General features: G+C 57.8%; 14 protein-coding genes. 8 read left to right on the forward strand and 6 right to left on the reverse strand.

What is annotated here, in order from left to right; genetic code table 11:
* Positions 1-238 precede the first annotated feature (238 nt).
* On the reverse strand, positions 239-1789 hold the full coding sequence (locus tag AC1MEA_RS00225; protein WP_480916324.1) for a sigma-54-dependent transcriptional regulator: 1551 nt from the start codon (positions 1787-1789) through the stop codon (positions 239-241).
* Positions 1790-2056: 267 nt separating this feature from the next.
* Between AC1MEA_RS00225 and phhA the strand changes: the two genes are divergently transcribed.
* The 5 genes from phhA to AC1MEA_RS00250 all read left to right on the forward strand — a co-directional run bounded on the left by phhA (position 2057) and on the right by AC1MEA_RS00250 (position 6466).
* On the forward strand, positions 2057-2848 hold the full coding sequence (gene phhA / locus AC1MEA_RS00230; RefSeq protein WP_449632734.1) for a phenylalanine 4-monooxygenase: 792 nt from the start codon (positions 2057-2059) through the stop codon (positions 2846-2848).
* A 14-nt stretch (positions 2849-2862) separates the two neighbouring features.
* Positions 2863-3219, forward strand: a complete 357-nt coding sequence (locus AC1MEA_RS00235; protein WP_219064522.1) for a 4a-hydroxytetrahydrobiopterin dehydratase — start codon at positions 2863-2865, stop codon at positions 3217-3219.
* Positions 3219-4409, forward strand: coding sequence for an amino acid aminotransferase (locus AC1MEA_RS00240; protein ID WP_480916325.1), 1191 nt, complete (start codon positions 3219-3221; stop codon positions 4407-4409). The genes AC1MEA_RS00235 and AC1MEA_RS00240 overlap by 1 nt, the downstream gene beginning before the upstream one ends.
* 509 nt (positions 4410-4918) lie before the next feature.
* Positions 4919-5107, forward strand: a complete 189-nt coding sequence (locus tag AC1MEA_RS00245; protein ID WP_219064524.1) for a hypothetical protein — start codon at positions 4919-4921, stop codon at positions 5105-5107.
* A gap of 150 nt (positions 5108-5257) precedes the next feature.
* Positions 5258-6466 (forward strand): MFS transporter, encoded by a 1209-nt coding sequence (locus AC1MEA_RS00250; RefSeq protein ID WP_480916326.1) that lies wholly within the window; start codon positions 5258-5260, stop codon positions 6464-6466.
* Between the two features lie 35 nt (positions 6467-6501).
* Here AC1MEA_RS00250 and arfB read toward each other — a convergent pair whose 3' ends face one another.
* Positions 6502-6915 (reverse strand): alternative ribosome rescue aminoacyl-tRNA hydrolase ArfB, encoded by a 414-nt coding sequence (arfB, locus tag AC1MEA_RS00255; RefSeq protein WP_219064526.1) that lies wholly within the window; start codon positions 6913-6915, stop codon positions 6502-6504.
* Between the two features lie 211 nt (positions 6916-7126).
* Here arfB and AC1MEA_RS00260 point away from each other — a divergent pair, with 211 nt between their 5' ends.
* Together AC1MEA_RS00260 and AC1MEA_RS00265 are read left to right on the forward strand one after the other, a co-directional pair.
* The gene (locus AC1MEA_RS00260) at positions 7127-7423 is read left to right on the forward strand and encodes a type II toxin-antitoxin system MqsR family toxin (protein WP_449632737.1); all 297 of its coding nucleotides are present in this window, start codon (positions 7127-7129) and stop codon (positions 7421-7423) included.
* 2 nt (positions 7424-7425) lie between these two features.
* Complete coding sequence (locus AC1MEA_RS00265; protein ID WP_219064527.1) at positions 7426-7827, forward strand: type II toxin-antitoxin system MqsA family antitoxin; 402 nt, start codon at positions 7426-7428, stop codon at positions 7825-7827.
* 126 nt (positions 7828-7953) lie between these two features.
* Here AC1MEA_RS00265 and AC1MEA_RS00270 read toward each other — a convergent pair whose 3' ends face one another.
* The 3 genes from AC1MEA_RS00270 to AC1MEA_RS00280 all read right to left on the reverse strand — a co-directional run bounded on the left by AC1MEA_RS00270 (position 7954) and on the right by AC1MEA_RS00280 (position 11705).
* On the reverse strand, positions 7954-9363 hold the full coding sequence (locus tag AC1MEA_RS00270) for an amino acid permease (RefSeq protein ID WP_219064528.1): 1410 nt from the start codon (positions 9361-9363) through the stop codon (positions 7954-7956).
* Between the two features lie 272 nt (positions 9364-9635).
* Positions 9636-11045 (reverse strand): 23S rRNA pseudouridine(2605) synthase RluB, encoded by a 1410-nt coding sequence (rluB, locus tag AC1MEA_RS00275; RefSeq protein ID WP_480916327.1) that lies wholly within the window; start codon positions 11043-11045, stop codon positions 9636-9638.
* 393 nt (positions 11046-11438) lie between these two features.
* Positions 11439-11705: a hypothetical protein gene (locus tag AC1MEA_RS00280; protein ID WP_219064530.1), complete on the reverse strand. Its 267-nt coding sequence runs from the start codon at positions 11703-11705 to the stop codon at positions 11439-11441.
* Between the two features lie 284 nt (positions 11706-11989).
* Between AC1MEA_RS00280 and AC1MEA_RS00285 the strand changes: the two genes are divergently transcribed.
* The gene (locus tag AC1MEA_RS00285; RefSeq protein WP_219064531.1) at positions 11990-12826 is read left to right on the forward strand and encodes a 23S rRNA (adenine(2030)-N(6))-methyltransferase RlmJ; all 837 of its coding nucleotides are present in this window, start codon (positions 11990-11992) and stop codon (positions 12824-12826) included.
* Between the two features lie 66 nt (positions 12827-12892).
* Here AC1MEA_RS00285 and scpB read toward each other — a convergent pair whose 3' ends face one another.
* Positions 12893-13666 (reverse strand): SMC-Scp complex subunit ScpB, encoded by a 774-nt coding sequence (gene scpB, locus AC1MEA_RS00290; RefSeq protein WP_219064532.1) that lies wholly within the window; start codon positions 13664-13666, stop codon positions 12893-12895.
* Positions 13667-13702 lie beyond the last annotated feature (36 nt).

Consider the following 13702-nt stretch of genomic DNA (forward strand, 5'->3'; position numbering starts at 1 on the left):
ATCAGCACACCGCCCCCTCAATCACCACGTCAACGCCTCCTGGAGCATTCCAGGAGGCGTTGACGCATGTAAACTCAGAACAACCGATCGCTTATTTAATCAACGCACGTCACATCTGTTTGAGTGGAGCGCATTAACACACCCGATAAAGACCGCCACTCTATTCGCAGCGTATTAATTTCTTTATCACTGATCATGCACCCGGCTTTATAGCGCTTAATGCTGACCCTGATCATGTTTATTTATCCACGTGATACTCACGCAACTTATTGGCAATTGTCGTGTGTGAAACACCCAAACGCTTGCCCAACTGCCGGCTACTTGGGTACTCCGAATGGAGGCGTTCCAACACCGCCTTTTCGAAACGCCCGACGATTTCATCCAGCCCTCCTTCCAACGAAAAATCCCCCAATGGCTGGCGCATACCGTAGTCCGGAAGTCGTATATGTTCGGCGCGGACAATACCGTCTTCGCACAGAGAAACTGCCTGAAACAGGACGTTCTCCAACTGCCGCACGTTACCAGGCCAACGGTAATGACTCAGACGCTCCATGGCGGCGGGCGCGAGTTTGGGCAAAGGACAGCCAATCTGCCGGCTTGCCTGGTCGAGAAAGTAGTCAACCAGCAGGGGTAAACCGTCCAGGCATTCGCGAAGCGGTGGGATGTGCAGCGATAACACGTTGAGCCGATGATAAAGGTCCTGCCGGAACTCACCTCTGGCGCACAGCTCAGACAGATCAACCTGCGTCGCACACATCACCCGTACATCCAGGTAAACCTCTTCATCGCTACCGACCCGGCGGAAGCAGCCATCCTGCAGGAAGCGCAGCAGCTTGACCTGCAGACGCGAACTCATCTCGCCGACACCATCCAGGAACAGCGTGCCGCCTGCGGTCAGCTCCAGCAACCCCAGCTTGCCTTCGACCCGCGCACCTTCAAATGCGCCGGGGCCATAACCAAACAGCTCGGTTTCGGCCATGGATTCCGGCAGTCCAGCGCAGTTGAGCGCCATCAACGGCGATTGTCCCCGCGGACTGGCAAGGTGGCAGGCCCGCGCCAACAATTCTTTACCGGTCCCCGCTTCGCCTTCAATCAGCAACGGAGCGTCCAGGGGCGCCATGCGTCGAGCCTCGCGGACTACGGCGGCCATGACCCTGGAACTCTGGAAAATACTGTCGAAGCCGCGCAGTTCTTGTTTGCGCACCTGATAGATGCGCTCGCCGACCCGATCTGCCCGGTGCAGGGTCAACACCGCACCGGCCATGGCTTCGCTGTCATCGTGCTCCGATTGCAACGGCGCGATGTCGGCAAGAAACACATCACCCCTGACCTTGACCCGCAGCCCGTTGATTCGTGATTTGTTGGTGCGAACCAGTGCTGGCAAATCGAAATCTTCGGCGTAGCGCGACAACGCAATACCCGGTACTTCATCGACCCGCACCCCCAGCAGCTGCGCCGCCGCGCGGTTGGCCGCGACGATGGAGCCGCTCATGTCGATAGACAACACGGGGAACTCCAGCGCGCCAAGCAACGCATTAAGCTCCATGTGCCTCCGTTCGCTGGGCATCAACCCTACGCGCTTGACCCCGAATACACCGCCAATTGCCTCGAACTTGGGACGCATCGCCTGAAATTGCAGATTGATCAGGTTTGGGCAATGCAGATAAATCGCGTTGCCATGCTCGCCGCCCACTTCACCACGCGCCACGTTGATCCCGTACTCGACCAACAAATTGAGAATGTCGCGAAGGATGCCGATGCGGTTTTGACAGTGCACTTTGATACGCATGAACGATTCGATCCTGTCTGTCGGGCGGGTATTTTTCTGTATGCCTAAATTATCCGTAACGATTACCTGACAGCAAGCGTGTAAATCACCTCACTCCGACACAAGGATTACGGCACGGCAGCGCTTTCGTAAACTTATCGTTACGAAAAGCGGTCTATTCTTTAAGGCATACCCTATTCCACCTGCTGTCAGGGCGAGTCGTTTGAGTTATCTCTAGAGCCATAACAGCTCCTTATAACAACAACGAATTGCCCCCAGGAGAGCAACATGACGCAAACGCATTACGTAGCTCGTGAGCCCGACGCGAGCGGCTTTATCGACTACCCAGCTGCCGAGCATGCGGTGTGGAATACGCTGATCACTCGACAACTGAAGGTGATCGAAGGCCGCGCCTGTCAGGAGTACCTTGAAGGCATCGAACAACTCGGACTGCCCCATGACCGCATCCCGCAATTGGGTGAAGTCAATAAAGTCCTCGGCGCGGCCACTGGCTGGCAAGTCGCTCGCGTCCCGGCCCTGATTCCGTTCCAGACCTTCTTCGAATTATTGGCCAACAAACAGTTCCCGGTGGCAACGTTCATTCGTAGCGAAGCGGAACTGGACTACCTGCAAGAGCCAGACATTTTTCACGAGATCTTTGGTCACTGCCCGCTGCTGACCAACCCGTGGTTCGCCGAATTCACCCACACCTATGGCAAGCTCGGCTTGAGTGCGACCAAGGAACAGCGCGTCTATCTGGCGCGCCTGTACTGGATGACCATCGAGTTCGGCCTGGTGGACACCCCGCAAGGCCGTCGAATCTACGGTGGTGGCATTCTCTCCTCGCCCAAAGAAACGGTTTACAGCCTGTCGTCCGCGCCTGAACATCAGGCGTTCGATCCGCTGGATGCAATGCGCACCCCGTATCGGATCGATATCCTCCAGCCCTTGTATTTTGTCCTGCCAAATCTGAAACGGCTGTTCGACCTGGCCCACGAAGACATCATGGGCATGGTTCAGCAAGGCATGCAGCTAGGTCTGCACGCACCGAAATTCCCACCCAAACCCAAAGCTGCCTGATCAGGAACCCATTTATGAGCACTCTTAACCAAGCCCATTGCGTAGCCTGCCGCGCCGACGCCCCACACGTCAGCGATGAAGAATTGCCGATTCTGATCAAGCAGATCCCCGACTGGAACATCGAAGTTCGCGACAGCGTGATGCAGCTGGAAAAAGTCTTCCTGTTCAAGAATTTCAAGTTCGCGCTTGCGTTCACCAACGCTGTCGGCGAAATTGCCGAAGCCGAGGGTCATCACCCTGGCTTGCTCACCGAATGGGGCAAAGTGACCGTGACCTGGTGGAGCCACTCGATCAAAGGGTTGCACCGTAACGATTTCATTATGGCCGCGCGTACTGACGAAGTGGCCAAAAGCGCCGAGGGCCGCAAGTAATGCATTTCAACGACATCCAGCGAGTGCCCGGCGACCCGATTCTCGGGTTGATCGACGCTTACGCGGCTGATCCGAACCCGAACAAATTCGACCTTGGCGTCGGTGTCTATAAAGATGCACTGGGCCTGACGCCGATCCTGCGCTCGGTCAAGCTGGCCGAGCAGCGCCTGCTGGACACCCAAACCACCAAAACCTACATCGGCGGTCATGGCGAGCCTCGCTTTGGCGCGCTGATCAGCGAGTTGGTGCTGGGCAAGGATTCGCCGTTACTGGCAAGCAAGCGCGTTGGCGCGACCCAGACGCCAGGCGGTACCGGCGCCCTGCGTCTGTGCGCGGACTTTATCGCTGGCTGTCTGCCAGGACGCGGTATCTGGCTGAGCGACCCGACCTGGCCGATCCATGAAACCATCTTTGCCAAAGCCGGGCTCATGGTCAGTCATTACCCGTACGTGGGCAGCGACAATCGCCTTAACGTCGAGGCCATGCTCGCCACTTTGAATCAGGTGCCACGTGGCGACGTCGTGCTGCTGCATGCCTGCTGCCACAACCCCACCGGCTTCGATCTGTCCCACGACGATTGGCGACAGGTGCTGGACATCGTGCGCAGTCGCGATCTGCTGCCATTGATCGATTTCGCGTATCAGGGGTTCGGCGACGGTCTGGAGCAAGACGCCTGGGCAGTGCGCCTGTTCGCGGAGGCTTTGCCCGAGTTACTGATCACCAGTTCCTGCTCGAAAAACTTCGGCCTGTACCGCGAACGTACTGGTGCCCTGCTGGTGTGTGCCAGTACTGCAGACAAACTGCTGGATGTACGCAGTCAGCTTTCTTCAATCGCGCGAAACCTGTGGTCGAACCCGCCAGATCATGGCGCGGCCATCGTTGCCGAGATCCTCGGCGATCCCGAGCTGAAAAGCCTGTGGGCCGATGAAGTGGAAGAGATGCGCGCACGTATTGCGCAACTGCGCGCAGGCTTGGTCGAGGCGTTGACCCCGCTGGGCCTGGGCGAGCGTTTCGCCCATATCGGCGTGCAACGCGGCATGTTCTCCTACACCGGCCTGAATGATGATCAGGTGGCGCGATTGCGCCATGAGCACAGCGTTTATCTGGTCAGTGCCGGACGCGCCAATATCGCGGGGATTGATGCTTCGCGCCTGGATCTACTGGCCCAGGCCATCGCCGCCGTTTGCTGAAACCAATCACTTGCCGCTTCAAACATCGCGCCCTGTCAGGGCGCGACTGCGTTATGCCGTTATGGTTCGTCATTCGTCGTGCCGTGTGTCTTTAAGTGACAAAAGGCGGTCATAAAAAACCTGTTTGTCATTTCCAGTGCTGTATCCTGCCCAAGCTTTTTAAAAGCACTGATCTTTCCAGCAACCTTCAATCAGATCTTGCGCGGAGCGACGACGATGCATGAAATCCCTAACTTTCCTTTCCCAAGCCTGCCAGAACCTGAGCAGACCCCCTCAGCCCACCAAGAGCCAAACAAAAAAACCGAGTTGAAGGCCAGCCCTGCCAAAACTGAAGACAGCCGCAGCGTCAAACACAAACACTGACGGCGACTTTCCCAGGCCGTATGCCAAACCCGTATTCTTTACCTGGTTTCATACGGCCTGTTATACCTGCCGCACCCGCTGCAGATAGCGTCCCTAAACAAGACCGCTCCTGAGCAAAACAGCCTTAAACAACGGTGGAACCTGCCATGACCGACCTCACCGACACCCAAGCCAGCGTCGTAATGGGCACCACTGAAAAGATGATCGACATCTGGGGTCGCCTCAACGCTGAAAAAAAGGCGGCGCTGCTCAAGCGTTTCGGCACCCAGGAAAATGCGCTGGCAGCCTTGGTGGCTTCGCAATTGCTCGCCCCCGCCAGCGGCACCGCATCATAAGCACGTTATTTCAACGTTTTGCCTTCACCCTCCCCTGCATCGCCTCAACCGCCGCTATCATAAGCAGCCTTGAGCGCGCCTCAAGCTGAAACGATTCTTCCGCTACACCTTGAGCATTTTCCAACGCTGTCGCAACCGTGGATTTTACCCATGCAAGACACCCCGTCTGCTGCCTCACAACGACCTATGGCCGTTACGCTGCAGGTCGTTTCTATCGTCCTGTTCACGTTTATCGGTTATCTGAACATCGGCATTCCCCTCGCCGTTCTCCCCGGCTACGTGCACAGTGATTTAGGGTTTGGCGCCGTGGCCGCTGGCCTGGTGATCAGCGTGCAATACCTGGCCACGCTGCTCAGTCGCCCCTATGCAAGCCGCATCATCGACAACCTTGGCAGCAAAAAAGCCGTCCTTTACGGCTTGGCAGGGTGCGGTCTCAGCGGCGTGTTCATGCTGCTCTCGGCCTGGCTACAAAGCATGCCGATGCTCAGCCTGATCAGCCTGCTAATCGGTCGACTGGTGTTAGGCAGCGCGGAAAGCCTGGTGGGCTCGGGCTCGATTGGCTGGGGCATCGGTCGGGTCGGCGCGCAAAACACCGCCAAGGTCATTTCCTGGAACGGCATCGCCAGTTATGGCGCGCTGGCGATAGGTGCCCCCATGGGCGTGCTGCTGGTCCAGCAGCTCGGCTTATGGAGCATGGGCGTGAGTATCATCCTGCTCGCCGGTATCGGTTTCGCGCTGGCATGGCCCAAGCAAGCCGCACCCATTGTTCATGGCGAGCGCATGCCCTTTCTGCATGTCCTGGGCCGAGTGTTGCCTCACGGCACGGGGCTGGCGCTCGGTTCGATTGGTTTTGGCACCATCGCCACCTTCATCACCCTCTATTACGCAAGCCATAGCTGGCCGAACGCAGTGCTATGCCTGAGCCTGTTCGGCGCCTGTTTCATCGGCGCACGGTTGCTGTTCGGTAACTTGATCAATCGTCTGGGCGGCTTCCGGGTGGCGATTGCCTGTCTGTCGGTGGAAAGCATTGGCTTGCTGTTGTTGTGGCTTGCACCCACACCAACATTGGCCCTGGCCGGGGCTGCACTCACCGGTTTTGGCTTCTCATTGGTGTTCCCGGCGCTGGGTGTCGAGGCTGTGAATCTGGTACCGGCCTCTAGCCGTGGGGCGGCTGTGGGCGCGTACTCACTGTTCATCGACCTCTCACTGGGTATTACCGGCCCCGTTGCTGGCGCGATTGCCGCTGGCTTCGGCTTTGCTTCGATCTTTCTGTTTGCAGCGCTGGCGGCCATGGCCGGCCTGCTGCTCAGTGTCTATCTGTACCGCCAGACGAAGCCTGTACGGGATTACACGGTTTAGATTTTGCTCCGGCAGGATCACCTTCGCGGTCCGGCCTAGAAATCCACCTTGCCGCGCCCGGCTTTAATGTTGCCGCGCTGGCTTTTGCTTTCAAGACGACGCTTTTTCGAGCCCAGGGTGGGCTTGGTCGGGCGTCGTTTTTTTTCGACCTTGGCCGCATTGATGATCAATTCGCTCAGGCGTTCCAGTGCGTCGGCACGGTTCTGCTCCTGAGTACGGTATTGCTGGGCCTTGATGACGATCACGCCGTCGCCGGTGATACGGCTGTCGCGCAACGCCAGCAACCGCTCCTTATAGAACGGCGGCAACGACGACGCAGTGATATCGAAGCGCAAGTGCACTGCGCTCGACACCTTGTTGACGTTCTGCCCACCCGCACCTTGAGCGCGGATGGCAGTCAACTCGATTTCGGCATCAGGTAGATGCACGTTGCTGGAAACTATCAACATAGGTCTTCCATACACATTCCGTATGCCTCTGTAGCACTACAAAAGCCTTGATTAATGGGCTGTTAAACGGTTTTCTATTATCTCAATGGCCCACTCTCCAACGTACCTTTCCACACAAAGCGGGAAAGAAACGGGAAAATGACCAAGCAAATTCGACTGGCAGCCCATTAACCAACTTGCCAAAAAAAACCAAGTAGGTTAGTTTCGATTTATGGAGAAAAAAGCACCCCACTGCAAGCTACCCATTGTCAAAGCCTTGATCGAAGCCGGTAAGGTGCGGTCAACCGGATCAGCGCTGGCTGGCGGTGCGGCGCTCGGCTTCGACTTTGAAGGCATTATCAGCGTTGTCATGGCACTGGCCCCGGCAGACTTCTACAAAAGCATGACCACGCACGCCGATCATAAGGTTTGGCAGGACGTGTACCGGCACACCAGCGTAGCCGGGGAGGTTTATCTAAAACTCACGGTCATTGATGATGTGCTCATCGTGTCCTTCAAGGAGCTATGAACATGAAATGTCCATCGTGTGCAGCGGCTGAACTGGTGCATGACACTCGCGATATGCCGTACACCTACAAAAATGAATCAACAGTTATTCCGTCCGTCACCGGCGACTACTGCCCGGCCTGCGGCGAGTCTGTGCTTGATATCGTCGAATCGACCCGAGTCAGCACTGCGATGCTGGCGTTCAACAAGCAGATAAATGCCTCCATTGTCGATCCTGGCTTTATCTCCACGGTCCGTAAAAAGCTTGCGCTCGATCAGCGTGAGGCTGCGGAGATTTTCGGCGGTGGCATCAATGCGTTCTCGCGATACGAGAATGGCAAGACCAAGCCGCCATTGGCGTTGGTGAAGCTGCTCAAGGTGCTTGATCGTCACCCCGAGCTGTTGGACGAAGTCAGGATGGCATAAGCGTTTACCCGGTTGATATATTCCCCAACCGGGTACGCGCTGACCCGCTCCACCAAGTCAGTTGTTTAAAGGCACTACGCGGCTTCTTATCGTGCTGAATTGTTAGCAATCACCCGCATAGAAGCACTACGTCAACGCCTTCACGCCAGCCGCATCACTGCGCTTGTTTTTGACGTTGTAGCAAACCCACATCACCAGCAACCAGACCGGAATCGCGTAAACCGACACCTGAATGCCTGGAATCAACAACATGATGCCGAGGATGAACACCACGAAAGCCAGGCACAAATAGTTGCCGTACGGGTACCAGAACGCCTTGAACAAGGGCGTCTGATGTGTACGCACCATGTGCTGGCGGAACTTCAGGTGTGAGTAGCTGATCATCGCCCAGTTGATCACAAGCGTGGCCACCACCAGCGACATCAGCAGTTCCAGCGCATTTTGTGGGACCAGATAGTTGAGCACCACCGCAACGAACGTCACCAACGCCGACACCGCAATCGCCCGAACCGGCACACCGCGCTTATCGACCTGCGCCAACGCTTTAGGTGCATCGCCCTGCTCTGCCATGCCTAACAACATACGGCTGTTGCAGTAGGTGCCGCTGTTATAGACCGACAAGGCGGCTGTCAACACCACGAAGTTGAGAATGTGCGCCGCCGTGTTGCTGCCCAGCATCGAGAACACTTGCACGAACGGGCTGCCGCTGTAGGCATCGCCGGAGGCATTGAGGCTCGCAAGCAGGCTGTCCCACGGGGTCAACGAAAGCAGTACGACCAAGGCGCCGATGTAGAAAATCAGGATCCGGTAGATCACTTGATTGATGGCCTTGGGGATCACGGTTTTCGGTTGGTCGGCTTCTGCTGCGGTGAAACCGAGCATTTCCAGGCCGCCAAAGGAAAACATGATAATCGCCAATGCCATCACCAGACCTTTGACCCCATTGGGGAAAAAGCCACCGTGCTCCCACAGGTTACTCACTGCCGCTTGCGGGCCGCCGTTGCCGCTGACCAACAGGTAGCTGCCGAGGGCGATCATGCCGACAATGGCCACGACCTTGATGATGGCGAACCAGAACTCGGCTTCCCCGAACACCTTGACGTTGGCCAGGTTGACCGCATTGATCATCACAAAGAATACGGCGGCCGAGGCCCAGGTCGGAATCTCTGGCCACCAGTAATGCACGTACTTGCCGACGGCCGTCAGCTCCGACATGCCGACCAAAATATAAAGTACCCAGCAGTTCCAGCCAGAGAGGAAGCCCGCAAAGCCGCCCCAGTATTTGTGAGCAAAATGGCTGAAAGAACCGGCCACCGGCTCTTCGACGATCATTTCGCCAAGCTGGCGCATGATCATGAAGGCGATGAAGCCGCAGATTGCGTAACCGAGAATCATCGACGGACCGGCCGACTTGAGTACGCCTGCCGAACCGAGGAACAAGCCTGTGCCAATAGCGCCGCCCAGCGCGATCAGCTGGATATGGCGGTTTTTAAGGCCGCGCTTCAGCTCGCCCGAATGTGAGTTTTGTTCACTCATTGATAGTCACCTGATTTTTATTGTCTGTGACGGAACCGAATCCACCGCGCTCATGACGCAGCGGAGTGCAACAAGGCGGATAGCCCTGAATGTGTTGGATGCGCAGTTACGCCGTTGAATCACAGAAAAAACGCGAGGTAGTGTACACCGCCGAAAGGGTCCAGGCTTACCGGAAAGCTATTCGGTCAGTCAGCTATCGAGGGTCAGCGACAATCATCAAACAAAAAAAAACGCCAATCTTCCGATTGGCGTTTTTTGTTCACCGCACGCGATTACTGCGGCTTGCGACGACCAAAGCCCGGACGCTGACCAGAGCCTGCCGGTGGGCCGTTGCGCTTGCCCGAAGGCTTGCCGTTGTCCACCAGAACAATGCCTGGACGCTGCTGTTTAGGCTTGCCCGGACGCTTGCTCACGTCACCAGGACGCTCGGCCACTGGCGTGCCACGGCTGTCGGAACGACCGGCAGCAGGGCGCGGCGTGCGTGGCGAATCGCCACGCGGTGCACGAGGAGAACGCTCGACAGAATCGCTGCGCGGCGTACGCGGAGCGCTGTCACCGTCTTCACGCGGCTTGCGCGCTGGACGATCGGCACCTTCACTGCGGCCACGCAACGGACGGTTAGCCGAGTCGGAACGGCCGGTAGCTGGACGCGGACCACGGCTCGACGAATCCGAACGCGGCCCCGCAGGACGCTGATCGCGACCCGTAGAATCCGCACGCGGACGATCGCGCTCGCTGCCGGTCACTTGCGGCTGACGGGCTGGACGCTCGCCTGCCGGAGCCGGGTTGGCTGGACGCAACGTACGTACGCGCTCGCCTTTACCCAGAGGGCGGGACGATTGACGCTGCAAACGTTCCATTTTGTCTTTGACCTTGGCGTTCATCTGCGGCTGAGCCACAGGCGTCAGGCCGACTTCGGCACTGAGAACGTCGACTTCGTACTGGCTCATTTCGCGCCAGCGGCCCATCGGCAGATCAGAGTTAAGGAACACCGGACCGTAACGCACGCGCTTCAAGCGGCTGACCACCAGCCCTTGGGATTCCCACAGGCGACGCACTTCGCGGTTGCGACCTTCCATCACCACGCAGTGATACCAGTGGTTGAAACCTTCACCGCCTGGCGCTTGCTTGATATCGGTGAAGCGTGCCGGGCCGTCTTCCAGCACCACGCCGGTTTTCAGACGCAGCAGCATGTCGTCATCGACTTCGCCACGCACACGGACGGCGTATTCACGGTCCATTTCAAACGACGGGTGCATTAAGCGGTTGGCCAACTCACCGTCGGTGGTGAACATCAGCAAGCCGGTGGTGTTGATGTCCAGACGACCAATGTTGACCCAGCGGCCTTCTTTAGGGCGCGGCAGGCGGTCGAACACGGTCGGACGACCTTCTGGGTCGTCACGGGTGCAGATTTCACCGTCTGGTTTGTTGTAGAGAATGACGCGGCGTACCGATTCGGCGGTTTCTTCGCGCTTGATCACACGACCGTCGATGGCGATGGCATCGTGCAAATCTACGCGCTGACCGAGGGTCGCGTCTTTGCCATTGACCTTGATTCGGCCTTGGCTGATCCAGGCTTCTACGTCACGGCGAGAACCTACGCCAATGCGCGCCAGAACCTTTTGCAGTTTTTCGCCTGCAGGACCGATTTCCTGGCTGTCTTGCTTGTCTTGTACACTCATCTGGGCACCTCCCGGTGTGTCGATAACAGATCGTGCTGAGAAATGGCGCGACCTGGTTGCTAAAATCTGATGACTTGAAGCCGTGCCTGATGACGAGGATAAATCGCCAAAAGGGCGCGAATGATACGCTCAAGGCGCGCGCTGCGCATCAGGGACTCGTGCAAATGCAGCGCCTTACTTCTTTTTCCGCCGACCGGTGGCTTTTAACTGAAGTGAACGCACTGCCGACCCGGCCAGCAACGAGCTTTTATCGACATCGAACGTGCAGACGCTGATGCAGTGTTTTTTGGTTGAACGCAGGCTGTGTGAGCATCTGGAAATCCACCTGGACATCCAAGAAAATGCCCGCATCGGAAGATACAGGCCATTTTCTTGCGGCGTGAATCTGCGAACTCAGCCCTGCGCGCGGCTCTGTTTGTACGCAGCCAGTGCGGGCAGCAACTGTTGATCAATCGCCTGGCGCACGGCGGGCAGGATGGTTGCGCTGCCGGTGAGCATCTGTTCGACCAACCGTCGCAAGGCTGTGGCGCGGGCGTCCGTCAGGCCGCAGACCGCCTGGGTGCAGGCCTGCTCGGCGGTTGCGCCTGAAGGCATTTCGAAACCCAGTGACCTGAGTTGGCCAATCAGGTCCTCTTGGTCAATCAAATCCGCATGCATCATCACGTCCGCTCCTGTTATGGGGTGTGGGTCGATTCTGGTAGCGCTCTCGAATGTCGGCAAGGCTTCTGATCGACGATGTCCGATATACCTATGAACAGGTCGTTTTCGGCTAACTCGCCAGTCGGGTCTGCAGGCACACTGGCGTCACTCGATAATGCGCGGCGCATGGTTTGGTCACCCTCTGCATCGCGTAATACCTCAGCCCCGGTTTTGTGACGGCTTAACCGGGGCTTTTTTTGTCTGTCGAAAACTCATGTAAACTTCGCTGCCACCCAGGAGTTGCCATGAATTACCGTCACGCCTTCCACGCTGGCAACCATGCCGACGTGTTCAAACATCTGATTCTGACTCGCTTGATCGCCCTGATGGCGCGCAAGGAGCAGCCGTTCGCTTATATCGACAGCCACGCCGGGATTGGTCTGTATGACCTCAAAGGCGATCAGGCCACCCGCACGGGCGAATGGCTCGAGGGCATCGCGCGCCTGTGGGACGCGCCGGACCTGCCTGCGCTGACGGCCGATTACCTGCAAGTGCTGCACGACATGAACCCCGATGGCGAACTGCGTTATTACCCCGGATCTCCAGAAATTGCCCGCCGCCTGACCCGCGAACGCGAGCGCATCCTGCTCAATGAGAAGCACCCCGAAGACGGGCGGCTGCTTAAAGAGAACATGAGGGGAGATCGCCGCGTTGCGGTGCATTTGGGCGAAGGCTGGCACGTGCCGCGTGCGCTGCTGCCCGTAGCGGAAAAGCGTGGGTTGTTGCTGATCGACCCGCCGTTCGAACAGCTCGACGAAATGAAACGCTGTGCCGTGGCCCTCAAAGAAGCCGTCGGCCGCATGCGTCAGACCGTGACCGCAATCTGGTACCCGATCAAGGACCAGCGCCTGCTCAAGCGCTTCTATCAAGACCTGGCCGAGACCGGTGCGCCGAAGTTGCTGCGGGTGGAGCTATTCGTGCATCCGCTGGATACGCCGCAGAGTCTGAACGGCTCGGGCCTGGCCATCGCCAACCCGCCTTGGGGTCTGGAAGAGGAACTGCGTGAGCTGATGCCATGGCTGGCCAAGACACTGGGGCAAACCCAGGGTGATTGGCGCATGGATTGGTTGATCGCCGAGTGAGTTGGAGGCCAGATCAATCGTCGGTGATTGATCTGGCTCCTTCGCGAATGAATTCCCACACAGCCGTCACAGGGGATCCGTGCCCTCACTTTCATCTGCCTCGGCCTCAATGTCCTGACGCAGCAAATCATCAAAGTCAGTCTTGAGTCCCAGCTCCATCGAATCGAGCTCTACCAGCAGACTGCGGAAGCTGGTTTCATCACGCGGCGGCTCTGGCTCAGCGTCTGGGTCGAGACTCGCGTCAGCCAGGGCCTGCAGGCTGGCGGGCACCGGAGCGTCGTCGAAATCGAGAATCGGATCTGGCTCCAGCTCCCGCAAGTCGGCCAGTGGTGGCAAGTCGTCGAGGTTTTTCAGGTTGAAGTGATCAAGAAACGCCTTGGTGGTGGCAAACATTGCCGGCTTTCCGGGCACGTCACGGTAGCCGACGATTCTGATCCACTCGCGCTCCAGCAAGGTTTTTACGATATGGCTGTTGACCGCCACGCCACGCACATCCTCGATCTCGCCCCGAGTGATGGGCTGGCGATAGGCGATCAGCGCCATGGTTTCCAGCATCGCCCGGGAATAACGCTGCGGCCGCTCTTCCCAGAGCCGACCGACCCACGGCGAAAAACGCTCTCGGATCTGCAAACGATACCCTGAGGCCACTTCCTTGAGCTCGAAAGCCCGGCCCTCGCAAGACTTGCCCAGCAATTGCAGGGCTTTCTTGAATACCGGCGGCTCGGGACGCTCGCCCTCCTCGAACAGCTCGAACAGGCGTTCCAGCGACACAGGTTTACCGGAGGCCAGCAGAAAAGCTTCGAGCAGGGGGGCCAGCTCGCGCGGCTCGTTCAAATTCATCATTTGGCTCTTTATCAGGCTCGCCGCGCTTCAGTC

This window comes from Pseudomonas sp. ASL8 (genome assembly GCF_056680355.1).

Coding starts and splice junctions, on each gene's coding strand:
- AC1MEA_RS00225 (WP_480916324.1), bottom strand. CDS start 1,789: ATGCGTATCAAAGTGCACTGTCAAAACCGCATCGGCATCCTTCGCGAC.
- phhA (WP_449632734.1), top strand. CDS start 2,057: ATGACGCAAACGCATTACGTAGCTCGTGAGCCCGACGCGAGCGGCTTT.
- AC1MEA_RS00235 (WP_219064522.1), top strand. CDS start 2,863: ATGAGCACTCTTAACCAAGCCCATTGCGTAGCCTGCCGCGCCGACGCC.
- AC1MEA_RS00240 (WP_480916325.1), top strand. CDS start 3,219: ATGCATTTCAACGACATCCAGCGAGTGCCCGGCGACCCGATTCTCGGG.
- AC1MEA_RS00245 (WP_219064524.1), top strand. CDS start 4,919: ATGACCGACCTCACCGACACCCAAGCCAGCGTCGTAATGGGCACCACT.
- AC1MEA_RS00250 (WP_480916326.1), top strand. CDS start 5,258: ATGCAAGACACCCCGTCTGCTGCCTCACAACGACCTATGGCCGTTACG.
- arfB (WP_219064526.1), bottom strand. CDS start 6,915: ATGTTGATAGTTTCCAGCAACGTGCATCTACCTGATGCCGAAATCGAG.
- AC1MEA_RS00260 (WP_449632737.1), top strand. CDS start 7,127: ATGGAGAAAAAAGCACCCCACTGCAAGCTACCCATTGTCAAAGCCTTG.
- AC1MEA_RS00265 (WP_219064527.1), top strand. CDS start 7,426: ATGAAATGTCCATCGTGTGCAGCGGCTGAACTGGTGCATGACACTCGC.
- AC1MEA_RS00270 (WP_219064528.1), bottom strand. CDS start 9,363: ATGAGTGAACAAAACTCACATTCGGGCGAGCTGAAGCGCGGCCTTAAA.
- rluB (WP_480916327.1), bottom strand. CDS start 11,045: ATGAGTGTACAAGACAAGCAAGACAGCCAGGAAATCGGTCCTGCAGGC.
- AC1MEA_RS00280 (WP_219064530.1), bottom strand. CDS start 11,705: ATGATGCATGCGGATTTGATTGACCAAGAGGACCTGATTGGCCAACTC.
- AC1MEA_RS00285 (WP_219064531.1), top strand. CDS start 11,990: ATGAATTACCGTCACGCCTTCCACGCTGGCAACCATGCCGACGTGTTC.
- scpB (WP_219064532.1), bottom strand. CDS start 13,666: ATGAATTTGAACGAGCCGCGCGAGCTGGCCCCCCTGCTCGAAGCTTTT.